Origin of the sequence: Sphingopyxis sp. (assembly GCF_025869345.1) — a bacterium.
Classification (GTDB): domain Bacteria; phylum Pseudomonadota; class Alphaproteobacteria; order Sphingomonadales; family Sphingomonadaceae; genus Sphingopyxis.
Map to the genome: position 1 here is coordinate 125,574 of NZ_JAOZVW010000117.1, position 21,973 is coordinate 147,546.

Here is a 21,973-nt window from a genome sequence, read left to right on the forward strand (position 1 = left end):
TTCAATGCCCGCCCTTTCGTATCAGCCGCCCGTTGTTTCGCTGTCGGACATCGCGCTGACCAGCCGGTCGAGCTGCGGCGTGCAGCCCTTTGCCATCAGCATGTCGACCGAGCTTTCGGCGCTGTCGGGCAACGGTCCCATTGGCGTGAAGCGGATGGTGACCGGCTTCGCCAGACCCGCGCCGGAAAGGCGATAGTCGACGCCATATTGCAGGGGCATCGCCTCGGTCGGCCATTTGCGGAAATTCGCGCCGGCGACGATCGCGACCGTCTCTTCCTTGCCGTCCTGCTCGATCTTGAGCAGCTGATCGGTGTCCATGTTCGGCCGCCACAGCGTCAGCCGCGCGGGATCGGCGACGCAGAAGGTGCCGCCTTCGCGAAAATCGACCAGCCACAGGTTCGGTGCGCGGATATCGACCGGCGGTGCTTCCTCGGCCCCGCGCGAAAATCCGCCGCGCGAGCGCATCGTCGGGCCGGTCGACAGCATCCGCGTCACCGTCGCGCCCATCGACTGGCTGGCCTGGATCGTGCCGGTCGCGCCGAAGGTGCCGGGCCCCGACAGCGTCCGGGTCTTGCCCGCCTGCATCAGCACGATCTTGTCGCCCGAGACGAGCGTCAGCCGGTCGGTCGATTTGAGCTTGGTTCCGGTCGGATATTTGCCGGCGGACGGTCCCGTCGATCGCACGACCATCGACTGCGCGGCGGCGGTGCCGGCAAAGGCGACCACCGCGATGGCGGCGGCGGCGGCCAGGCCGATGCGCCGCATCGGAACTTCAGGAAAGGACATAGCTTTCTCCCTTTTCGGTCTCGTTCAGTCGTTCGATCAGGAACATGATGGATAAATCCTTACCGAAGTCTTTTGCCAATGCTGTGGCGGCGATCACATGGGCCTGTTTATCGCCCGCCGCGTGGGCCGCGACAAGCGCCGCGATGCGCGCGCGCTGCTCGGGCGGCAGGTCGGGGCGCGGGGTCAGCACGTCGACCGGCTGCGCCCGGCCGCGCAGCGTGACGCGCCCCATCGGCACCAGGTCGTCGCGGCCCGAACGCTCGGCCGCCTCGGCCGAAATGAGCACGCCGGTCTTCAGGCTCTTGTTCGCCGATTCGAGCCGTGACGCGGTGTTCATGCTGTCGCCGAGCGCGGTATATTGGATGCGGCCCTCGCCGCCGAAATTGCCCACGATGGCATCGCCGACGTGCAGCCCGACGCGCGTCATGCCGATCGGCGGAACATCCTCGCCGGCCAGGTCGACGCGGAAAGCCTCGCCCGCCTGATACATGGCGATCGCCGCCGCCGCGGCCTTTTCGCCATCGTCCGCCCGGCTGATCGGCGCGCCCCAGAAAGCGACGACGGCGTCGCCGACGAACTTGTCGATCGTCCCGCCATGGTCGAGCACGATGTCGGACAGGCGGTCGAGATATTCGTTGAGCAGCCGCGCCACCGTTTCCGGGGTCGTCGCGTGGCTCAATTTGGTGAAGCCTTCGAGATCGGTGAAGATGCAATAGATGTTGCGCCGCTCGCCGTGGAGCGAGAGCTGGTCGGGATCGCGCATGATCTGCGCCGCGATGTCGGCGGGTAGATATTTGCCGAGCGCCGACTGCGCGAACGCGCGCTGGCGCGACCCGATGGTGCGCGCGGCGGTGCCGACCGCGGCATAGCCGAGCAGCCAGCCGATCGCCCAGCCGAAGGCGGGAAGCGTGGTGGTATCGACATGATGCCCCTGGAGCCAGAAGGGGAAAGCGGCGAAGAAGACCATTTGGCCGAGAAAGGCGAGCGCGACCCAGCGCGCGCGCATGTCGATGAGGCTGGTGAGGCCGCCCGCGATCACCACCAGCGCCGCGAGCACCCAGAGCGCCGGACCGGGCACCGGACTGGACCAGTCCTTGTCGAGTTGCTGTGCCAGCATATGCGCGTGAACCTCGAGCCCGATCATGGTCTCGTGCAGTCCGGTGATCGGATCGGTGAAGCGGCTGAGCGGCGTGTTGAACTGGTCGTTGTCGATCACATTGCCGCCGATCAGCACATAGCGGCCCCGGATCATCTCAGAAAAGGCCGCGCGCGTATCGGCGTCCATCGGCGCGGCGAAGGTGTCGATCGGAATCTTGGAAAAGACGGGCTCTTCCTGTCCCTTGGCGACGCGCGCGGGCACGAGAAAGCGGATATTGCCCTTGAAATTGGCGTGCGCGGGGTCGACCGGAGCCAGCGCATTCGCCATCAGCGGCGGCAGATTTTTCGGCCGGTCGGGCCAGTTGCGGATCACACCGTCGCTGTCGGTCCGGAACAGCACGCTCGTCGGCCTGGTCCTGGCCGTCGTCACCTCGGCCAGATAGGATTCGAGATATTTCTGCTGTTCATAGAAAATGGTGTTCGGATTGCTCGCCTGCTCGGCATAGGCGAGCCATGTCGGCGTTTTCATCGCGCGAAGCTGCGCCTTCAGCAGGGCATCGTCGGGGCGCGGCGAGTCGAAGACGATATCGATGCCGATCGCTTTCGGACCCATCTGATCGAGATTGGCGAGCGCGTTCGCCAGATAGGTGCGGTCGAGCGGCGAGCGGATGCCGGTGTTGAACAGCGTCTCGTCGTCATAGGTGACCATGACGATGCGCTTGTCCTGCCCGACATGCGGCGCCATCAGCGTCGCGCGCGCATCGTAAAGCGCGCGTTCGGCGTCGCCGACGAGCGGCATCTGCCAGCTCAGCCGTGCGAACAGCGTCGCGATGATCAGGAACAGGATCGTCGCCGCCATGCGCGAGGGGCCAAGCTGCATCACCAGCCGGCGGATCTGCTTGCGCAGCGGAACGGCCGCGGGGCGCGTCTCCCCCGGCGCGGGATCGGTGGTCGCCGTTACCATCGGATCAGAGAGCCGAGCGGCCCGCGGCCCCTTCCGTTCGCGCTGTGGCCGTTTGCGCCGCGGCGGGGGCGCCGTGGAGCAGCGGCTGGCCGCCGTCGCCGATGATCGCGAAGCCCGCCCAATAATAGGGGTGCGAGGTGCGCTTGTCGTCCATGAGCTGCATCTCGCTCGTCCACAGCGCGTCGGCGATGCTTTCGCCCTGCCGCGCCGCGAACAGGCCGCCGATCAGCCGCTTGGTCGCGTCGAAATCGTCGGGCGCGGGCCAGTGGCTGGCGATCACCGAACGTCCGCCGGCACCGATGAAGCTGCGCACCAGCCCGTCGAGCGCGTTGCCGCCGCCGCTCGCCACGCCCGCCTCGCGCGTCGCCGCGACGGTCGCGGCGCCCGCGGTGTCGCACGCCGACAGGATGACGAGGTCGGCGTTGATCTTGAGATCGAAAATCTCCTGAAAGGTCAGCAGGCCGTCCGAATCCTGGTCGCCGAACGAGGTGACGAGCGCGGGCCGGGCGGGGCAGGAGGGGCGCGGCGCGGTGACCAGACCATGCGTCGCGAAGTGGATGATGCGATAATCGGACAGGTCGCTGCGGTTCTTGACCGCCGTGTCGGTGAAGGCGCCGCCGGTGAGCAGCGTCGCGGCGCCGCGGTCCATCGTGCCGCTTGCGGTGACGAGTTCGGCGGCGGAGATCGGCCGGCTCCACTGGCTGACGTCCCACTGGCAGCTTCCGTCGATGCCGCCGCCGGCCGCCCCGCGGGTGCCCAGCGACGGCAGGACGCCGCCCCGCACCGGCAGATTTTCGCCGAGGCCGAAATATTCGTGCTTCGCGTCGGAGGGCGCCGTCTGCCGCGCGTTGCGGAACGACAGCGCCGACACCGCGGTGCTCGGCCGCGTCGACCGGCCGAGCCAGGCGATGCCCCGCATGTCGAACGCGTCGGCATTTGGGTCGGCCAGCCGCTGTTCATAGGCCGCGAGCCCGGTGTCCGAGGTGATCAGCAGGTTGACCGGCAGCCGCAGCATCGCGCCGTCGGGTTCGAAGATCAGGTGCGGCACCGCCGGCAGCCGGTCGGCGACCGGGCCAAAGAGCTGGGTATAGAGTTTGCGCGCGGTGACCGCGTCGAAGGGATAGGTGACGCGCTTGCCGTTCTCGACGATCGAGATCGTCGAGCGGATCGTGTCGACCGCGTTTTCGAGCCCCTCCGCGCTGATGTCGCTGCGCCACAGGGTCGCGTCGCCCTGGCCGATCAGCATCGCATAGACCGCATCGCCGACGACGAGCATCTTCAGATAGGCCTCGTCGGGGCGCAGCACCTGTTGCAGTTCGGCGAGGTCGAGCTTGCCCGGCGCGACGACGCGATATTGCGGATAGGCGGCGAGCTTGGTGACCGTTTCCGCCTGCTGGAACGACAGATTGTCGAGCTGGGTCTTGAGGTCGGCGCGCATCGCATTGACCTCGGCCGTCGCGGGCATCTGCGCGAGCCGCGCATCCTCGATCCGCGCGCGCTCGACATCGCGGTTCAGCGTCGTCGCCTGCCGGAACAGGCGCGCGCCGTCGTCGCTGCCCGCCGACAATTCGCGCGCGAGAAGCGCCTGCGTATCGGCGACGCCGGGACGGACCTGAAGCTGGCTGGCGACGAAGAAATCGCCCGCGGCCTTGGGATCGGTCGCGGCGCGGCTGGCGAGCAGGCGGTAATAGGGCGCCATCATGTTCGCCATGCCCGCGGTCGAGCGCTGCGAGGCGGCGAGGGCGCCGACGACGTCGTGATAGATGGTGAGCGCCTTGTCGTCCTCGCCGTGCCGGGTGAGGAAGGCGGCGTAGCGCGCGCGCGCCGAAGCGAGTGCGTTGGTTTCGGGATATTCGACCGCGAGCGCGCCGATCGATTCCTGAAAGCGCGCGTCGGCGGCGCTGTTGTCGCCGAGCGCCTCTTCGCTGAGCGCCAGTTCGCCGAGCATCTGCGAACGCAGGCGGACGATCGAGGTCACGCGCCCTTCGCGCACCGCCAGCGCGTCGGCGAGCCCCTTGAGCTGCGCCGCTTTCGCCGCCTTCGCGTCGCCGCGCAGCCGGTCGACCGTGCCGAGCAGATGGACCGCCTGCGCGTCGATGATCTGCGCGCGTTCGGTCGGCGTCAGCCGTTCGCGGTCGCCCGCCTGGCGCACCGCGCGCGCATTGGCGCCGCTGTTGACCCCAGCGACGATCTCGGGCGTCAGTGTCACCGCGCCGCCCTCTACCTCGACCTCGTTGGTGAGCGGCGGGATCGGGGTTTCGAGCAGCGCCGCGGCGCCGTCGTAATCGCGCTGGTTGAGCGCGTGGATCGCGCGGAAGTTGCGGCGCAGGCGAAGCTGCACCGGGTCGCTGGTCGGGATCGCCTCGACCTCCCCGAACAGGCGGTCGGCCTCGGCAAATTCGCCGAGGTTCGAGCGCTGGAGCGCGCGGTTGAGCGTGAATTCGGTCGGATCGATGCCGGCCGCCGCCTGTTCGCCCTCGGTGCGGAGCGACAGCGCCTCGAAAAATTCGGCGGCCTCGGCATAGTCGCCGCTGTGGTTGCGGCGATATCCCTCGGCCAGCGCCTTGTCGACGTCGATCGTCCCCGCGAGCGTCCGCGCGAAACCGTCGCCGCCGCCGACCGACGTCGTCGCGACCTTGATCTGCCCCGATGCGATCTTCCTGTGCCGGATCGATTCGAGGGCGAGGTTCAGCGCGTCGCCATAGGCGGCGAAACCCTCGACCGTATAGGCGGTGTTGCCGTCGGCTTCGATCCGCGTCGCCCAGGCGACATTGCTGTCCTTGACCGTGCAGGCGCCGTCGGCGGCGCAGGCGATGGTTCCGGCGCGGCCGGCATCGATGCGGGCGCGGGCCTCGTCGGCGCCGGCGCGCAACATGCGGACATAGCCGACGGGCTGGCTGGCGTCGCGGCAGACGATCACCCAGGCGCGGTCGAACATGCCCTTGATCACCGAATCGCGCACCGTCGCCTGCACCTCGCAGAGCGCGCCGCCCTGATCGCCGATCGAGAAACTGTCGCGCAGGGTCGGGTCGTCGGGCTGCGCCAGCGCGGGTGCCGATACGCCCGTGGCGAGCGCAGCCAGAATCGGCACGAAAAACGGACGTCGAACGGTCATCACCAATCCCCCAAAGACGAGCTTCGACGCGCCATGCCTGCGATGTCGGGGGCATGGCGCAGTCTATACGCTGCGGTACGACCCATTCCCGTCGCCGCGGACCCTAAACCCTTCGCCTGCAAAAGGGAAGTGATCTGCCGCACAGCCGTCTTGCGTGCCGGGGCGGGGCAACCTATCTGCAAGGGACAGTTTCATTTCGGCGAGGACAAGATGACCGCATTTGACGATCGCAAACGGGCCCAGGAAGCGAAATTCGCCCGCGACCAGGACGTGCAGTTCCGCATCACCGCGCGCCGCAACCGGCTGATCGGCGAATGGGCCGCCGAACGCATGAGCCTGACCCCCGAAGAGACCGACGCGTATGCGAAGGCGGTAGTGCAGGCCGATTTCGAGGAAGCGGGCGACGAGGATGTGATCCGCAAGCTGGCGGGCGACCTGACCGCCGCGCAGGTCGAGATCAGCGACGCCGAAATCCGCGCCGCGCTCAACGACAAGGCCGCCGAGGCGCGCCGCCAGTTTATCGACAGCGAGAATTGAGGCTGGTCCGATGGGCATGCGCGAAGATGATCTGAAGGCGATGATCGCGGCGGCGCTTCCGGGCGCGGAGGTGACGATTACCGATCTGGCGGGCGACAACGAGCATTATTCGGCGCATGTCGTCAGCGAATCCTTTCGCGGGCTGACCCGCGTCGCGCAGCACAAGGCGGTCTATGCCGCGCTCGGCGGACGCATGGGCGGCGAACTTCATGCCTTGCAATTGACCACCGCCGTTCCTTCATAGGGGCGAGACGCGAACCCTTTTTCGGCGCACTCGCGCCACCGGAGACTTGATATGAGCGACCCCGCCACGCACGACCGCATTGCCAAGCTGGTCGCGGACCATCCCGTGCTGCTGTTCATGAAGGGCACGCCGCTGTTCCCCCAGTGCGGCTTTTCGTCGCGCGCGATCGCGATGCTCGACCGGCTCGGCATCGAATATGACACGGTCGACGTGCTTCAGGACATGGAGGTCCGTCAGGGGATCAAGGAATTTTCCGACTGGCCGACGATCCCCCAGCTTTATGTGAAGGGCGAATTCATCGGCGGCAGCGACATCATGATGGAGATGTGGGAAGCCGGCGAACTGCACCAGCTGATGGACGGCGTTCCGACGCGGGCGGAGTAGAACTCATCCCGTCGCCCCCGCCCTTCGACGCCGCCTGCGGCGGCGCTCAGGATAAACTTCCGCCAAAGGCGGAAGGCGGAGGCCGCTGAAAGTCTTAGCCAACCTTCGTCATTGCGAGCGAAGCGAAGCAATCCAGAGCGGTTTATGCACACTCTGGATTGCTTCGCTGCGCTCGCAATGACGATTCCAAAATGGGCGGCGCCATGCCGCCAGCGGCCCCCGCCTTCGCGGGGGCGGTGATAATGGGGTTGCGGCGACGCGCTCCGCTGTAACATCTCGACGCCCGGCTTCGTATCTGGAACATATCTCTCCGGTCGAAGCATGTGAGGCGTAGCGCGTGATCCTTTTCCTACTGGCCTATCTCGGCGGGGCGCTGACCATCGTCAGCCCGTGCATCCTGCCCGTGCTGCCCTTCGTCTTCGCGCGCGCCGATCAGCCGTTCGTTCGCAGCGGCTTGCCTCTCCTGATCGGGATGGCGATCACCTTCGCGGGGGTCGCGACGCTGGCGGTGGTGGGGGGCGGCTGGGTCGTGCAGGCGAATGCATACGGGCGCATCGCCGCGCTCGTCGTCCTCGGCCTGTTCGGGCTGCTGCTGCTCTTTCCGTCGCTCGCCGATCGCGCGACGCGGCCGCTGGTCGCATTGGGCGCCCGGTTGTCGCAGAATGCCGCGGGCCCCTTGCGCTCGACCTTTCTTTCCTCGCTGCTGCTCGGGGTCGCGACCGGGCTGCTGTGGGCGCCGTGCGCGGGGCCGGTGCTGGGGCTGTTGCTGACCGGCGCCGCGCTGAACGGCGCGAGCGCAGCGACGTCGCTGCTGCTGCTCGCCTATGCGCTTGGTGCGGCGACCTCGCTCGCGCTGGCGCTGCTCGTCGGCGGGCGGGTGTTCGCGGCGATGAAACGCTCGATCCGCGCCGGCGAATGGCTGCGCCGGGGGCTGGGCGCGGCGGTGCTGGCGGGAGTGATCGCGATCGGGCTCGGCCTCGATACCGGATTGCTCACGCGCCTGTCGCTATCGAGCACCGCGCGCGTCGAGCAGTCGCTGCTCGACCGGCTGCACCCCGGCGGCGCGATGCCGAAGGCGATGCCGGGCGGCGATATGTTGGCCGACAGGGGGCCGTTCCCGTCGCTCGCGGGCGCGACCGGCTGGCTCAACGCGCCGCCGCTCACCGCCGAGGGGCTGCGCGGCAAGGTCGTGCTGATCGATTTCTGGACCTATTCGTGCATCAACTGCCTGCGGACGCTGCCCTATGTGAAGGCGTGGGACGCGAAATATCGCGACAAGGGGCTGGTGGTGATCGGGGTGCATACGCCCGAATTCGCGTTCGAGCGCGATCCCGCCAATGTGCGCAAGGCGATCGCCGATCTCGGCATCACCTATCCCGTCGCGCTCGACAATCGCTATGCGATCTGGCGCGGCTTCGACAATAAATATTGGCCCGCGCATTATTTCATCGACGCGAAGGGGCGCATCCGCGCGGCGCGCTTCGGCGAGGGCCATTATGCCGAGTCCGAACGGATCATCCAGCGGCTGATCGCCGAAAACGGCGGCGCGGTCGGCACGATGGACGCGGTCGAGGTCGCCGCGACCGGCGTCGGCGAGGCCGAAAGCTCGCGCAAGGACCGCTCGCCCGAAACCTATGTCGGCTACGCCCGCGCCGCGAATTTCGTTTCGCCGGGCGGGTTCGTGCGCGATGCGCGGCACGATTATGCGCTGCCGACGCTCGCGGCGCGCAACGACTGGGCGCTCGGCGGCGCGTGGATCGTCGGGGGCGAACATGCGGTGTCGGCGGCGCCCGGCGCGCGCATCGCCTTCCGCTTTCGCGGCCGCGACCTGCATCTGGTCCTCGGCGCCGCCGATGCGAAGACGCCGGTGCGGTTCCGGGTGACGATCGACGGCAAGGTGCCGGGCGCCGACCATGGACTCGATACCGACGCGCAGGGGAATGGCGTGGTGACGGGGCAGCGGCTCTATCAGCTCGTGCGCCAGCAGGCGCCGCGGGACCGGACCTTCCAGATCGAATTTCTGGACCCCGGCGTTCAGGCCTTCGCCTTCACCTTTGGTTGATATCGGCGGCTGATTGGGAAAAGCGTCCGGGGGGCGGGGCCTGATGGCCGCTCCGCCCCCCGTCTGCTTCGGGGGTAAGTGGGGTTGTCCCGGTGGGGGCAGGGGGCATCAGGGACCAGACCGATGCCCCCCACCGCTCCATTGAGCGGAACACTCGGGAACATCCGATACCATACAAGCGTCGTGCCAATTCGCCGCCTTCGCGGTTTCGGGCGCGAGACGCTGGTTAGCGATATCTTACCGATGGATGGGGGTGTCAAAAATCCCGACACATAAGCAACCGCTTCGTTCAGCCGGCGTTCAGCCGAATGACTACACTTGTAGTCGTATTGCGAACAGGCGCCAGCAAGGGAGGGGTTCCGATATGGCGGAGCGAGCAAGCGAGTCGGAGATGCAGGTGCTGTCGGCGCTGTGGGACGAGGCCCCGCAGACCGCCGCCGACCTGACCCGGCGGATCGGTAAGATCAACGGATGGACGCAGGCGACGGTGAAGACCTTGCTCGCGCGGCTCGTCCAGAAAGGGGCGGTGACGGCCGAGGCCGACGGGCGCCGTTATCTCTACCGCCCCGCGATCGACCGCGCCGAAGCGGTCGGCGAGGAATCGCAGCGCTTCGTCGACCGCCTGTTCGGCGGCCGCGTCAGCCCGCTGATCGCGCATCTCGCCGAACGCGAGGCCTTGTCGGACACCGACATCGCCGAAATCGAGGCCTTGCTGCGGACGCTCAAGTCATGAGCGGCGCGATGATCCTTCAGGCGTGGGGCGACACGATGGTCGCCACCGCGCTGCTCGTCCTGGCGGTGCTGCTGATCCGCAAGCCCTTTGCGCGCCATTTCGGGCCGCACCTCACCTATGCGCTCTGGCTCGTGCCGGCGCTGCGGCTGATCCTGCCGCCGCTGCCTATCGCCGATCCGGTCGCGGTCCCGGCGGCCTCGACCGACGCCGCCTTGCTGGTCGAAGTCGCCGCCGCGCGAGCCGTGAACACGCCCGTAGCGGTCGTCGCCCCGGCGTGGAGCTTTGCCGACGCGCTGCCCTTGCTGTTCGCCTTGTGGGCGGCCGGCGCTCTCTTCGTGCTGATTTCGGCCTGGGCGGCGCATCGGCGCTTTCGGGACGCGGTGCTGGACGGCGCAGTCGAACTTGAACCGCTCGGCAAGATCCGCCTGATCATGACCGGCGCGGTCGACGGTCCGGTCGCCTTTGGCCTGTGGCGGCGCTTCGTCGCGGTGCCGCAGGATTTCTTCGCGCGCTATGTCGCCGAGGAGCGGGCGCTGGCGATCGATCACGAGCTGGCGCACCATCGCCACGGCGACCTCTGGGCCAATGCCGCGGCGCTGCTGCTGCTCGCGGCGCAATGGTTCAATCCCCTGGCGTGGCGGGCGATCCGCGCTTTCCGCTTCGATCAGGAAGCGGCGTGCGACGCGCGCGTGCTGACGATGGCGGACGACGCTTCCCGGGGCCTTCGTACCGCCCGCTACGCGACCGCGATCGCCAAGGCGGCGGTCGGCTCGCGGCTGTCGCTCGCGGCGCCGATGGCGGTTCACGACAATTTGCAGGAGAGGCTGACGATGCTCACGAGAGACGATATTTCGAAAAAGCGCGGCCTGATCGGCAAGCTGCTGGTCGGCGGCGCGGCGCTGGGCGTGCTTGCCGCGACCGCGACGCTGGTGCCGGCGAGCGCCGCCAGCGGCGGAGCGCAGGATCTGGACATTCCCGCGCCGCCGGAGCCGCCTGCCCCGCCCGAAGCCCCGCTGCCGCCGGCAGCGCCGTTGCCGCCCGAAGCGCCCGCCGTGCCCGAGGGGCATGGCGTGATGATCTTCACCTCACAGCAGGATGGGCAGGACGGAGCCGCCAGCGACGGCAAGAAGCGCGAGGTGCATCGCGTCGTGATCCGCGAGCGCAGCGAAACGAGCGACGGCACGGCGCCCAGCGCGCGCCGCGTGGAATTTTCGATGCCGGGCAGCCTGTCGCGCGAGGACGTCATCGCGACGCTGAAAGAACAGGGGGTCACCGGCGCGCAGGCCGATGCGATCGCCGACAGGCTCGAGGCGAAGCGCAAGGCGCGCTTCACGACCGCCTTTGCGCTGCCGCCGATGCCGCCCATGCCCCCGATGCCCGCGGGCAATTGGACCGCAAGCGACGGCCGGGCGCTGGCCGTCGCGCATTGCGGCAACGGCGCGGACGTGGCGCCGATCGTCAACCGCGACGAGACGGACGGCGGCAAGCACAGCCGCGTAGTCATGATCCGCTGCGGCGATACGGCGGAGAGCCGGGCAGCGCGGCTGTCGGCGCTCCGCAAAGCGCGCGACAGTTTCGCGCGCGGCGAGGCGGCGCGGTCGCTTTCCGAGACTATGCGCGCCAAGGTCGCCGCTGATCTCGACCGGGCAATCGCCGAGACGGAGAAAGCGGACCATTAAGGAATCGGGCCGCGAGACAGCGCTTGCGGCCCGCCAGCTTCGCCGCAGACCCTCGTCCCCGGTAGGGTCGCGGCAGGGGCGGGGAAAGGGAGCGGGACCGACCGCTCCCTTTCTCTCGTCCATTTTTCGCCCCTTTTACTTTGACGGGGCCGATGCCACATGGGACGGATGAGCGAAGACAAGCCCTGGCCCGACACGATCCGCGCCGGCGAGTGCGAGCAGCACGAACCGCTGGTGCGTCGCGTGCTCGCGCCCAATCCGTCGCCCTATACTTTCACCGGCACTCAGACCTGGATCGTCGGTGTGGGCCGCGACGTCGCGGTGATCGATCCCGGCCCGACGGGGTCGGGGATGAGCATCGGCGATCCGCCCGACGCCAACGGCGCGGGGCATGTCGACGCGATCCTGCGCGCCACCAAGGGGCAGCGCATCGCCGCGATCCTCTGCACCCACACCCACCGCGACCATAGCCCCGCCGCCGCGCCGCTCAAGGAAGCGACCGGGGCGCCGATCGTCGGCTGCGCGCCGCTCGCGCTTGCGGACGACGGCCCGCGCGCCGATTCCGCCTTCGATCCGAATTATGCCCCCGACCGCGTGCTCGCCGACGGCGAGCGGGTGTCCGGCGACGGCTGGACGCTCGAAGCGGTCGCGACCCCGGGGCACACATCGAACCATCTCTGCTTCGCGCTGGTCGAGAGCGGCGCGCTGTTCACCGGCGACCATGTCATGGCCTGGTCGACCAGCGTCGTCAGCCCGCCCGATGGCGACATGGCGGCCTATATGGCGAGCCTGCAAAAGCTCTACGACCGCGACGACCGCGTCTATTATCCTGCGCACGGCCCCGCGGTGACCAAGCCCCGGCAGCTCGTGCGCGGGATGCTGGGCCATCGCCGCCAGCGCGAGCGGCAGATCCTGCGCGAGCTCGAAAAAGGGGCGGCTGTGATCCCGGTCATGGTCAGCCATATGTACAAGGGGCTTGATCCGCGCCTGACGGGTGCGGCCGGCCGTTCGGTGCTGGCGCACCTGCTCGACCTGAAGGCGCGGGGAATCGTCCGCGCCCGCGAAGAGCAATGGGAGCTGGCATGATATTTTCGCTGATTCTGGCCGCCGCCGCGGGAACGGCCGCGCCCGCGCCCGGTCCCGTCATCGCGTTGGTGGCGGGCGAGGGGGCGAGCCAATGCCTGCCCGACCATAGCCTGTGTCTGGAGGTCCCTCCGGTCGAGGACGGCGATGCGAGCGAGGCCGTGCTGCGCGTCACATCGGCCGGTTCCGCACCGGCTTCGCTGCCGCTGCCCGCATTTGCCGCGGCGGAGACGGTGGCGCTTTGGCCGACGCTGATCCGGGGCAAGGACGAAGGCGGCGCGCCGCGCTATCTTGTCGGTGTTCTCAGCGGCCAGACGAGTATGTATTCGGGCGGCGGCGGCTCGGCGTCGCAGCTTCACCTGCTCGAACTTCGCGCGGCGCCCGGCGCGGCGCGGTTGGGCGGCGAGGCGATCGAACTGCCGTGGGACGGCTCGCTGATGATCCGCGCCTGCTTTTCCGAAGCCGATATGAAGGATCGGATGGAGGCCTGCCACGACGAATATGAATATGGCGCCGGGTTGACCGCCGCCGCTTCGTCCGGCGACGCGGTCTTTCCCACGCTGGCCTATCGCGCCGTCGCCACCGCCTTTCCGCGCACCTCGCGCCGGTCGGACGATAATAGCGGCACCAGGCTGAAGCGCGCCGACCTTGTGCGCGCGGAGGACCCCGCCTGCTCCTATGACCGGGTGCTGCGCTACGACGCCGCGACCGCGCATTATGAACTCGACCAGCCCTTGCCCGATTGTTCGGATTACACCGTCCCATGACCCAGACGTCTCCCCGCCTTCTTCCACGCCTGATCCTGCTCGCCGCCGCGGCGCTGTTCGCGCTCGCGGCGTGGTGGGCGGTGTCCGCCTGGCGCGACTGGCAACGCGGCTATGATCCCGAAACCGTGGTCGCGGCCAGCCTGCAGGGGCTGCGCGAGCAGAATGTCCTGGTGCCCTTCACCGCGCGCTATGTCGCGGTGGTGACCTCGACGCAGTCGCGGCTGGGGCTGGAGGCGAAGAAGACGCTGATCATGCCGGGCACCGTTCGCTACGAACTCGACCTCGGCCGCCTCGCGCAGTCCGACCTCGATTGGGACGGCAATGCGAACGCGCTGACCGTGACGCTGCCGCCGCTGCGCCTCGCGGGGCCCGAGATCGACATCGACGCGATCAGCGAATATCGTGACGGCGTGATCCTGCTGACGCTCACCGACGCCGAAAAGACGCTCGACGCCGCGAACCGCAAGGCGGCGCAGGAGGAGCTGATCCGGCAGGCCAAGGGCGCGACGCCGATGCGGCTCGCGCAGAATGCCGCGCGCGCCGCGGTCGAACAGAGCTTCGCCATGCCGCTGAAAGCCGCGGGGATCGATGCCAAAGTGACCGCGCGCTTCGCCCAATGACGCGGTGAATTGCCCTGCCGCCGGTCGCGGTGTAGGGCGACGCCACGGCAAGGACCATATAAGGAAAAGCCATGACTGCTCCCATCCGCGAGAATCTCTCGGGCCTCGACCTGCGCGCCGAAATCGACCGCCTCCGCAAGGAGCGCAACGCCGTCATCCTCGCGCATTATTATCAGAAGCCCGAAATCCAGGACCTCGCCGATTTCGTCGGCGACTCGCTGGAGCTGTCGCGCAAGGCGGCGGACACCGACGCCGACGTCATCGCCTTTTGCGGCGTCAAGTTCATGGCCGAGACCGCGAAGATATTGTCGCCGGAAAAGATCGTCGTGCTGCCCGACATGGACGCGGGATGCAGCCTCGAGGACAGCTGCCCGCCCGAACAGTTCAAGCGCTTCCGCGCCGCGCACCCCGACCATATCGCGCTGACATACATCAACTGTTCGGCGGCGGTGAAGGCGCTGAGCGACGTCATCGTCACCTCGTCGAGCGCGGAAACGATCATCAGCCAGATCCCGCCCGAGCAGAAGATCATCTTCGGCCCCGACCGTCACCTCGGCGGCTATCTCAACCGCAAGTTCGGGCGCGAGATGCTGCTCTGGCCCGGCGTCTGCATCGTCCACGAGGCGTTCAGCGAGACCGAACTGCTGAAGCTCAAGACGCAGCATCCGGACGCGCCGGTCGCCGCGCACCCCGAATGCCCGCCGCACATCATCGACCATGCCGACTATGTCGGGTCGACGAGCGGCATTCTGCAATTCGCGAAGAGCTTTCCCGGCGACACGCTGATCGTCGCGACCGAGCCGCACATCATCCACCAGATGGAACTGGCGCTGCCCGAAAAGACCTTCATCGGCGCGCCGGGCGCGGACGGCAACTGCAACTGCAACATCTGCCCCTATATGGCGCTCAACACGATGGAAAAACTCTACCTCGCGCTGCGTGACCTCCAGCCGCGGATCGAGATGGACGAGGACCTCCGCGTCGCCGCGAAAAAGAGCCTCGACCGGATGCTCGAGATGGCGTCGGGGACGGTCGGCAAGGGCGATCTGGGCCGCGCCTGAGTCGGTCCGCGCGACTCGCCTGTCCGATCGAATGGACGAGTCGCGGCGCCAATTCGCATGGTGCGATGCAGCAATTGAATCCAAAAATGCTGCGGTGCTGTTACAAAAATGCTGCAGCGAATCCGCTTGTTGCTAATGCCGGACTTATCCACAAGTGCGGAGGGTTTGCGGGGCTTTTGCGCGCTTTTTCTGTTGGCGGCCCGGCCGGTTCGTGACAGCTTCCAATCATCGGGCGGCAGAGACGTCGGATCGCCGGGACCCAAAGGGTGGTTGCAAGACCAGCCGGACGGAAACGGGCAGAACCGACGAGGACATCGACCGATACCCGGTCACGGAACGCAGCGATTCCCACGAGTTGAGGCGGACCCGATCGGACGGAAATGCAGTCCATCGCTTCGGAAGAGCGACTGCTTCGGCAGAGGCTCGGACAAGATGATGAAGAGCTTTCCAGGTGAGGCCGGCCCCCGAAAGGGGGCCGACCGAACCATCGCCGGATCGGTTCGGTGCCGGTTGCGCTGCTTCGTTGTGATCGCTGGTCGAAAGATTGGCGGAACGCCATGATGCGGAGCGCGGTGCAGGAACGAAAACGGATAGTGGGGGTTGGCAGCGATGCCGACCCCCATTTCGCATGCGCGTCGCGTGGAGCGCAGTCTTCCGGCGGGCGTAATGACGAGGCCGGGAAAATCGCGAACTGTCGGCGCTGCATTTGCAAACGCCATAATCGCCAACGACGAAGGGGTGCGATCTCGTGCTAGCCTGTTCCGGCATCCGTTCGCGACACCTCGCCCGCTAAAATTTCCTTCCTGTGATGCGGATCACATCGCGGTCGGCGAGCGCTGTCTATCGCAGTCGTTGCGACCCGGACCAGTTCCCCGACCGGAACTGATCCTCCTGTCCCGGCCGCGTCTTTCGGGGCGCGGCCGGGAACCTTTCGCCCCCTGCACGATTATGTCCTCACCACTGATGGCAGGCGTCGTCCGGCCGGTTCGGGAGGGAGGAGGATCATGGGAGGACTCATCATCGCCCTGATCGTCGGCGGCATCATCGGCTGGCTGGCGAGCATCGTCATGCGCACCGACGCGCAGCAGGGCATCGTCCTCAACATCATCGTCGGCGTTGCGGGCGCCTTCCTCGGCAGTTTTCTCGGCAATATCTTCGGCATGGGAGCGAGCCTCGCGAGCTTCGAGACGATCGGGCTGCTCTGGGCCTTCGCCGGCGCGCTCGTGCTGCTCGCGATCGTCAATCTGATCCGGCGCGGGCGCATTCGATGAGTCCGCCGACACCCGCCGCGCGCTCGCCGCCATTTCGCTAGGCGATTGCAGATATTTAGGTTAGCATCGACCCGCCTGTTCCATCAGGCGTCATAATGATCGTAGGGGGTCAGAATATGATTGATTTCATTATCGCACTCGTCATGGGCGGCATCATCGGCTGGCTCGCCAGCATCGTGATGCGCACCGACGCGCAGCAAGGCATCTTCCTCAACATCATCGTCGGCTGTATCGGCTCGATCCTCGGCCGGTGGCTGCTCAGCGATATCCTTGGCGTCTTTGGCGGCGGCCATCTGCGCGGCGACGCCTTCGATTGGCGAACGCTGGTGACGGCTTTCATCGGCGCGATCATCCTGCTCGCCATCATCAACCTGTTCCGGCGCGGCCGGGTGCGCTGAGGCAAGACGCACGCCGACGCAAAGCCGGCGGTCCGGATCGGATCGCGGCCGGATGAAATGGGGGCGGTCGACCTGGGTCGACCGCCCCCATTTTCGTCGACGCAAGCACTGGAAATCACGGGCCGACTTCCCTATGGCATTCGTCCCTTGGGGACGGGGGCGCTGCTCCCGGGGGAAGCGGAGAAGCGGCGATCTTTGGCCCCTTGCACGCGGTGATTTAATAGGATAATACACCTTCAAAGCATATCCTGTCCCTGCGGGCCGGGCGCTTTGCCGACGGCGAGGCGCGATCGGCGGCCGCGGGCTGCGGGAGGGGACATGGCGTGAACTACGAACGGAAAGTGGATTCGATGGACAGCCTGGCGGGGACGCAAAGCTATTACGAAGAGGCGGACAACCGCCGCAAGCGGACCCGGCTGATCGTCGGCGTCGTGCTCATCGTGCTCGCGCTCGCCGCGGCCTGGTTCGCCTTTTCGAGCGCGAAGGGCGACGGCGCGGCTTCGGCGGATGGCGCCGGCGGAACCGGCGCGCAGGCGATCCCCAATGTGACGGTCGTCGTCCCGGGCCGCGTCTCGGTGGTTGCGGCGATTTCGGTGAACGGCACGATCGCGGCGCGGCGCGAGATGCCGGTCGGTGTCGCCGGCGAAGGCGGGCAGGTGGCGCGCGTGCTCGTCGAGCCCGGCCAGTGGGTCGGCGCTGGACAGACGCTCGCCGTCATCGATCGGTCGGTGCAGACGCAGCAGGCGGCAGGCTTGGCCGCCTCGATCAAAGTCGCCCAGGCCGATGCCGATCTTGCCCAGTCCGAACTGGAGCGCGCGCAGGCGCTGGTCGGCCGCGGCTTTATCTCCAAGGCCGACCTCGACCGCAAGCGCGCGACCCGCGATTCCGCCAACGCGCGCGTTCGCGTCGCACAGGCGCAATATCAGGAAGCCGTCGCGCGCAACGGCCGGCTCGATATCGTCGCCCCGGCGGCGGGGCTGGTGCTGACGCGCCAGGTCGAACCCGGCCAGGTCGTCGGCGCCGGCAGCGGCGTCCTGTTCCGCATGGCAAAGGGCGGCGAGATGGAAATGCTCGCGCAGCTAGCCGAAGCCGATCTGCAGCGCGTCAAGGTCGGCACCCGCGCGACGGTGACTCCCGTCGGCACCGATCTGAAGATCGCGGGCCAGGTCTGGCAGGTCTCGCCGATCGTCAGCATGGACACGCGGCAGGGCACGGTGCGTATCGCCATTCCCTATAGCAGCGCGCTGCGCCCCGGCGGCTTTGCCGATGCGCGGCTGGTGGCGGGCAGCGGAGAGGCGCCGCTGCTTCCCGAAAGCGCGGTGCAGAGCGGCCCCGAAGGCAATTTCGTGCTGATCGTCGATGGCAAGAACCAGATCCAGCGCCGTCCGGTCAAGGTCGGCACGGTCACCGACGGCGGCGTGTCGATCGCTTCGGGCCTGACCGGCACCGAAAAGGTCGTCGTGCTGGCGGGCGCCTTCCTCAACCCCGGCGACAAGGTCAAGCCGGTGGTGCAGAAATCGTCGCAATAACATCGATCGCGTCCGGACAGCGCGCGCAAAAGGCGTTTGAATTATGAGCTTTCGCAACATTTCCGCCTGGTGCATCCGCAATCCGGTGCCGCCGGTCGTGCTGTTCATCCTGCTGCTGCTCGCGGGGATCGTCAGCTTCAACCGGATGGACGTGAACCAGCAGCCCGACGTCGAATTTCCGGCGGTGCAGGTGATCGTCGTGCAGCCGGGCGCGGCACCGTCGGAGCTGGAAACGCAAGTAACGCAGCGCGTCGAGGCGGCGATCCGCGGGGTCAGCGGCGTCGATGAAATGTCGTCCTATGTCAGCGAGGGCAACAGCCGCACCTTCGTCCAGTTCGCGATCGGCACGCCGATCGACCGCGCCTATAACGACGTCAATCAGGCCGTTCAGCAGATCCGCAGCGACCTGCCCGACGGCATATTGGAACCGCAGGTCGTGCGCGTCGACGTCGCGGGCGGGCCGATTACCTATTTCGCGGTCGAGGCGACCGACATGACGCTCGAACAGCTCAGCTGGTTCGTCGACAACACGGTCGCCAAGGACCTGCTGTCGATCTCCGGCATGGCGAAGGTCAGCCGGTCGGGCGGCGTCGATCGCGAAATCCGCGTCATCCTCGATCCCGCGCGGATGCAGAGCTATGGCCTGACCGCCAGCCAGGTGAACCAGCAGCTTCGCCAGGTGAACGTCAACGCCGCCGGCGGCCGCACCGAGATTGCGGGGGCCGAGCAGGCGATCCGCGTGCTCGGCAACGCCGCGAACGCCTTTCAGCTCGGCGAAACGCGCATCTCGATCGGCAACGGGCGGACGATCCGGCTGGCCGACGTCGCCAAGGTGACCGACGGCTATGCCGAGCAGCGCAACCTCGCCAAGATTCGCGACAAGCAGGTTCTGGCCTTCTCGATCGAAAAGGCGAAGGGCGCGTCGGACGTCACCGTCCACGACGCGGCGGTCAAGAAGCTGGCGGAGATCAAGAAGAACAACCCCAAGGTCAGCTTCAACGTCCTTTTCACGCGCACCGAAGACACGAAGGAACAATATCGCAGCTCGATGGCCGCGATGATCGAGGGCGCGGTGCTGGCCGTCGTCGTCGTCTTCCTGTTCCTGCGCGACTGGCGCGCGACACTGATCAGCGCGCTGGCGATCCCGCTGTCGGCGATCCCGACCTTCTGGTTCATGGACCTGATGGGCTTTTCGCTGAACGGCCTATCCTTGTTGGCGCTCAGTCTGGTCGCGGGGGTGCTGGTCGACGACGCGATCGTCGAGATCGAGAATATCGTCAGACATATGCGCATGGGCAAGACCGCCTATCAGGCGGCGATCGACGCCGCCGACGAGATCGGCCTGGCGGTCGTCGCGACGACGATGTCGATCGTCTCGGTCTTTCTGCCGGTCGCGCTGATGCCCGGTGTTTCGGGCCAGTTCTTCATCCAGTTCGGCCTGACCGTCGTCTTCGCGGTGCTGGTCAGCCTGGCGGTCGCGCGCATGATCACGCCGATGATCGCCGCCTATTTCCTGTCGGCGCAGGGTGCGGCCGAACACGCGGGGGGGCCATGGGTCGACCGCTATGAGCGCATCCTCGCCTGGACGCTCGATCATTCGAAGCATCGCGCGGTGCGCGCGCGCTACGAAGCGGAGCCGACGCGGCTGGTTTTCCTGTCGGCGCCATTGGCGGCGGCGGCGCTTGCGGGCCTGGCGATGGTCGTGAGCTATTTCCAGCCGGTTCCGGTGGGACAGGACGGCCCCAATGCGGCGCTGCATTTCCTGCTGCAGACGCCGCTTGCGATCGTCATGACCTTCCTGCTCGTCGGGCTGCTCCAGATCATCGTGGGCGGCATCGCCTATGCGATGGGGATGCGTCAGTGGGCCTTTACCCGCTGGACAGCCTTCATGGCCCGGCGCGCCCGGGCGCGGCTTTCCGACCATCGCGTGTGGATCGTCGGTATCGGCTTCGCGGCCTTCGCGGCGAGCATCATTCTGTTCGCGACCTTGCCGCAGCAGTTCCAGCCGACGACGAACAGCGATTTCAGCCAGGTGAAATATGAGCTGCCCCCGGGCTCGACGCTGGCGCAGAGCGAGCATATCGCAAGCCAGATCGGGAAGATTCTCGACAATAATCCGGTGGTCGAAAAGGCCTTTTACGATGTCGAGGTGGGCGGCGGCAATGCGTTCATCACGCTCAAGAAGGACCGCGAAGTCAGTAGCGTCGATTGGGAGCGCGGGCTGCAGCCCAAGCTGGCCGCCATTCCCGACGCGCGCGTGACCTTCCAGAGCCAGTCGGGCGGCTTTTCGGGCCGCGACATCACGATGGTGATCGGCGGCGACGACCCGGCGCTGCTCGAAAAGCACGCGCTGAAGATCGTGGCGGAAATGAGCAAGCTCAAGGAAATCCGCGCGCCGCGCATCGAGGGCGATATTCCGCGGCCCGAGATTATCATCAATCCGCGCATGGACCTGGCCGCCGAACTCGGCGTCACCACCGCGGCGCTCAGCCAGACGATCCGCATCGCGACGCTGGGCGACATCGACCAGAATGTCGCCAAATTCTCGCTTTCCGACCGTCAGATCCCGATCCGCGTGCTGCTGTCCGAGGATTCGCGCCGCAGCCTTGCGACGATCGAGAATCTGCCCGTGCCGACGTCGAGCGGCGCCACCGTCCCGCTCAAATCGGTGGCGCAAATCGGCTTTGGCGCCGGTCCGACCGAACTGCGGCGCTATAATCAGACGCGGCGCATCGTGATCGGCGCCGACCTGGCGCCCGGCCTCGTCACCGGCGACGCGCAGAAGAAGATCGACGCGCTGCCCGCGGTCAAGACCATGCCGCAAGGAGTGCGCAAGATCCTGCAGGGCGACGCGAAGATGCAGCAGGAACTCACCACCAACTTCATGATCGCGGTGGTGTCGGGGCTGCTGCTCGTCTTCTCGACGCTGGTGCTGCTCTATCGCCGTTTCCTGTCGCCGCTGGTCAACATGTCGTCGCTGCTGCTCGCGCCGCTCGGCGGCCTGCTCGGCCTGCTGATCACCGGCATGGAAATCTCCATGCCCGTCTATATCGGCCTGCTGATGCTGCTCGGGATCGTCGCGAAAAACTCGATCCTGCTCGTCGATTTCGCGATCGAGGAAATGGACAAGGGCATCGAAAAGACCGAGGCGCTGCTCGACGCGGGCCGCAAGCGCGCGCAGCCGATCGTGATGACCACGGTCGCGATGGTCGCGGGCATGGTGCCGACCGCGCTGTCGCTGTCGGGCGACGGTGCATGGCGCGCGCCGATGGGCGTCGTGGTGATCGGCGGCCTGACGCTGTCGACGCTGCTGACGCTGCTGATCGTCCCCGCGGGCTTCAGCCTGGCCGACAGCATCGAAAAGCGCCTCGGCCGCTTCTTCTCGAGCAATCTCCTGACCTACAGGAAGGGCGACGATACGAAGCCGCACGCCGCGTCTGCGCCGCACGCGGCGGAGTGAGGGGAGACCGGAATCGGCAGGGCTCATGTCGAGCCGCATGAAATCTGAACCCTCCGATTCCCCGAGCGAAGCCGAGGGGCCATGCCGAGCGCAGTCGAGGCTGCTACGGTGCACGTTCTCGCTTCGCTCGAAAATGCCCCTCGGCTTCGCTCGGGGAAGCGGAGTTCATGGAGTGCGCCGGG

At 67.3% G+C, this 21,973-nt stretch carries 17 protein-coding genes; 14 read left to right on the forward strand and 3 right to left on the reverse strand.

Annotated features, from left to right (window positions below; genetic code table 11):
* Positions 1 to 21 precede the first annotated feature (21 nt).
* From OJI97_RS12400 to OJI97_RS12410, 3 genes are read right to left on the reverse strand one after another with little or no spacing between them, the layout of a single operon-like run.
* Positions 22 to 786 (reverse strand): hypothetical protein, encoded by a 765-nt coding sequence (locus OJI97_RS12400; RefSeq protein ID WP_297663881.1) that lies wholly within the window; start codon positions 784 to 786, stop codon positions 22 to 24.
* Positions 773 to 2,848 carry an adenylate/guanylate cyclase domain-containing protein gene (locus OJI97_RS12405; protein ID WP_297663883.1) on the reverse strand — a complete coding sequence of 692 codons (2,076 nt, stop codon included), beginning with the start codon at positions 2,846 to 2,848 and terminating at the stop codon, positions 773 to 775. Before OJI97_RS12405 ends, OJI97_RS12400 begins: the two co-directional genes overlap by 14 nt.
* Before the next feature lie 4 nt (positions 2,849 to 2,852).
* Positions 2,853 to 5,963, reverse strand: a complete 3,111-nt coding sequence (locus OJI97_RS12410; protein WP_297663884.1) for a CHAT domain-containing protein — start codon at positions 5,961 to 5,963, stop codon at positions 2,853 to 2,855.
* A 210-nt stretch (positions 5,964 to 6,173) separates the two neighbouring features.
* Here OJI97_RS12410 and OJI97_RS12415 point away from each other — a divergent pair, with 210 nt between their 5' ends.
* The 14 genes from OJI97_RS12415 (at position 6,174) to OJI97_RS12480 (ending at position 21,791) form a co-directional block, all read left to right on the forward strand.
* The gene (locus OJI97_RS12415; protein WP_297663885.1) at positions 6,174 to 6,500 is read left to right on the forward strand and encodes a DUF1476 domain-containing protein; all 327 of its coding nucleotides are present in this window, start codon (positions 6,174 to 6,176) and stop codon (positions 6,498 to 6,500) included.
* Between the two features lie 10 nt (positions 6,501 to 6,510).
* Positions 6,511 to 6,744: a BolA/IbaG family iron-sulfur metabolism protein gene (locus OJI97_RS12420; RefSeq protein ID WP_297663887.1), complete on the forward strand. Its 234-nt coding sequence runs from the start codon at positions 6,511 to 6,513 to the stop codon at positions 6,742 to 6,744.
* A 51-nt stretch (positions 6,745 to 6,795) separates the two neighbouring features.
* Positions 6,796 to 7,128, forward strand: a complete 333-nt coding sequence (gene grxD, locus OJI97_RS12425; protein WP_257543603.1) for a Grx4 family monothiol glutaredoxin — start codon at positions 6,796 to 6,798, stop codon at positions 7,126 to 7,128.
* A gap of 337 nt (positions 7,129 to 7,465) precedes the next feature.
* A complete protein-coding gene (locus OJI97_RS12430; protein ID WP_297663889.1) occupies positions 7,466 to 9,190 on the forward strand; it encodes a cytochrome c biogenesis protein CcdA in 1,725 nt (574 codons plus the stop codon).
* 364 nt (positions 9,191 to 9,554) lie between these two features.
* Positions 9,555 to 9,923 carry a BlaI/MecI/CopY family transcriptional regulator gene (locus OJI97_RS12435; RefSeq protein ID WP_297663890.1) on the forward strand — a complete coding sequence of 123 codons (369 nt, stop codon included), beginning with the start codon at positions 9,555 to 9,557 and terminating at the stop codon, positions 9,921 to 9,923.
* Entirely contained in the window at positions 9,920 to 11,602 is a 1,683-nt protein-coding gene (locus OJI97_RS12440; RefSeq protein ID WP_297663892.1) for a M56 family metallopeptidase, read from the forward strand. The genes OJI97_RS12435 and OJI97_RS12440 overlap by 4 nt, the downstream gene beginning before the upstream one ends.
* 168 nt (positions 11,603 to 11,770) lie before the next feature.
* Positions 11,771 to 12,688, forward strand: coding sequence for an MBL fold metallo-hydrolase (locus OJI97_RS12445; RefSeq protein ID WP_297663893.1), 918 nt, complete (start codon positions 11,771 to 11,773; stop codon positions 12,686 to 12,688).
* Positions 12,685 to 13,452, forward strand: coding sequence for a hypothetical protein (locus OJI97_RS12450; RefSeq protein ID WP_297663895.1), 768 nt, complete (start codon positions 12,685 to 12,687; stop codon positions 13,450 to 13,452). Before OJI97_RS12445 ends, OJI97_RS12450 begins: the two co-directional genes overlap by 4 nt.
* The gene (locus tag OJI97_RS12455) at positions 13,449 to 14,072 is read left to right on the forward strand and encodes a DUF4230 domain-containing protein (RefSeq protein WP_297663897.1); all 624 of its coding nucleotides are present in this window, start codon (positions 13,449 to 13,451) and stop codon (positions 14,070 to 14,072) included. The genes OJI97_RS12450 and OJI97_RS12455 overlap by 4 nt, the downstream gene beginning before the upstream one ends.
* 71 nt (positions 14,073 to 14,143) lie before the next feature.
* Positions 14,144 to 15,133 (forward strand): quinolinate synthase NadA, encoded by a 990-nt coding sequence (nadA, locus tag OJI97_RS12460; RefSeq protein WP_297663899.1) that lies wholly within the window; start codon positions 14,144 to 14,146, stop codon positions 15,131 to 15,133.
* 1,004 nt (positions 15,134 to 16,137) lie between these two features.
* Positions 16,138 to 16,404: a GlsB/YeaQ/YmgE family stress response membrane protein gene (locus OJI97_RS12465; protein ID WP_297663902.1), complete on the forward strand. Its 267-nt coding sequence runs from the start codon at positions 16,138 to 16,140 to the stop codon at positions 16,402 to 16,404.
* A 116-nt stretch (positions 16,405 to 16,520) separates the two neighbouring features.
* Positions 16,521 to 16,802, forward strand: coding sequence for a GlsB/YeaQ/YmgE family stress response membrane protein (locus tag OJI97_RS12470; RefSeq protein ID WP_297663904.1), 282 nt, complete (start codon positions 16,521 to 16,523; stop codon positions 16,800 to 16,802).
* A 350-nt stretch (positions 16,803 to 17,152) separates the two neighbouring features.
* Entirely contained in the window at positions 17,153 to 18,331 is a 1,179-nt protein-coding gene (locus OJI97_RS12475; RefSeq protein WP_297663934.1) for an efflux RND transporter periplasmic adaptor subunit, read from the forward strand.
* Positions 18,332 to 18,374: 43 nt separating this feature from the next.
* Complete coding sequence (locus OJI97_RS12480; RefSeq protein ID WP_297663906.1) at positions 18,375 to 21,791, forward strand: efflux RND transporter permease subunit; 3,417 nt, start codon at positions 18,375 to 18,377, stop codon at positions 21,789 to 21,791.
* Positions 21,792 to 21,973 lie beyond the last annotated feature (182 nt).

Bases quoted from the DNA above. Each gene is read 5' to 3' on its own strand.
- OJI97_RS12400 (WP_297663881.1), bottom strand. From the start codon at position 786: ATGTCCTTTCCTGAAGTTCCGATGCGGCGCATCGGCCTGGCCGCCGCC.
- OJI97_RS12405 (WP_297663883.1), bottom strand. From the start codon at position 2,848: ATGGTAACGGCGACCACCGATCCCGCGCCGGGGGAGACGCGCCCCGCG.
- OJI97_RS12410 (WP_297663884.1), bottom strand. From the start codon at position 5,963: ATGACCGTTCGACGTCCGTTTTTCGTGCCGATTCTGGCTGCGCTCGCC.
- OJI97_RS12415 (WP_297663885.1), top strand. From the start codon at position 6,174: ATGACCGCATTTGACGATCGCAAACGGGCCCAGGAAGCGAAATTCGCC.
- OJI97_RS12420 (WP_297663887.1), top strand. From the start codon at position 6,511: ATGGGCATGCGCGAAGATGATCTGAAGGCGATGATCGCGGCGGCGCTT.
- grxD (WP_257543603.1), top strand. From the start codon at position 6,796: ATGAGCGACCCCGCCACGCACGACCGCATTGCCAAGCTGGTCGCGGAC.
- OJI97_RS12435 (WP_297663890.1), top strand. From the start codon at position 9,555: ATGGCGGAGCGAGCAAGCGAGTCGGAGATGCAGGTGCTGTCGGCGCTG.
- OJI97_RS12440 (WP_297663892.1), top strand. From the start codon at position 9,920: ATGAGCGGCGCGATGATCCTTCAGGCGTGGGGCGACACGATGGTCGCC.
- OJI97_RS12445 (WP_297663893.1), top strand. From the start codon at position 11,771: ATGAGCGAAGACAAGCCCTGGCCCGACACGATCCGCGCCGGCGAGTGC.
- OJI97_RS12450 (WP_297663895.1), top strand. From the start codon at position 12,685: ATGATATTTTCGCTGATTCTGGCCGCCGCCGCGGGAACGGCCGCGCCC.
- OJI97_RS12455 (WP_297663897.1), top strand. From the start codon at position 13,449: ATGACCCAGACGTCTCCCCGCCTTCTTCCACGCCTGATCCTGCTCGCC.
- nadA (WP_297663899.1), top strand. From the start codon at position 14,144: ATGACTGCTCCCATCCGCGAGAATCTCTCGGGCCTCGACCTGCGCGCC.
- OJI97_RS12465 (WP_297663902.1), top strand. From the start codon at position 16,138: ATGGGAGGACTCATCATCGCCCTGATCGTCGGCGGCATCATCGGCTGG.
- OJI97_RS12470 (WP_297663904.1), top strand. From the start codon at position 16,521: ATGATTGATTTCATTATCGCACTCGTCATGGGCGGCATCATCGGCTGG.
- OJI97_RS12475 (WP_297663934.1), top strand. From the start codon at position 17,153: ATGGACAGCCTGGCGGGGACGCAAAGCTATTACGAAGAGGCGGACAAC.
- OJI97_RS12480 (WP_297663906.1), top strand. From the start codon at position 18,375: ATGAGCTTTCGCAACATTTCCGCCTGGTGCATCCGCAATCCGGTGCCG.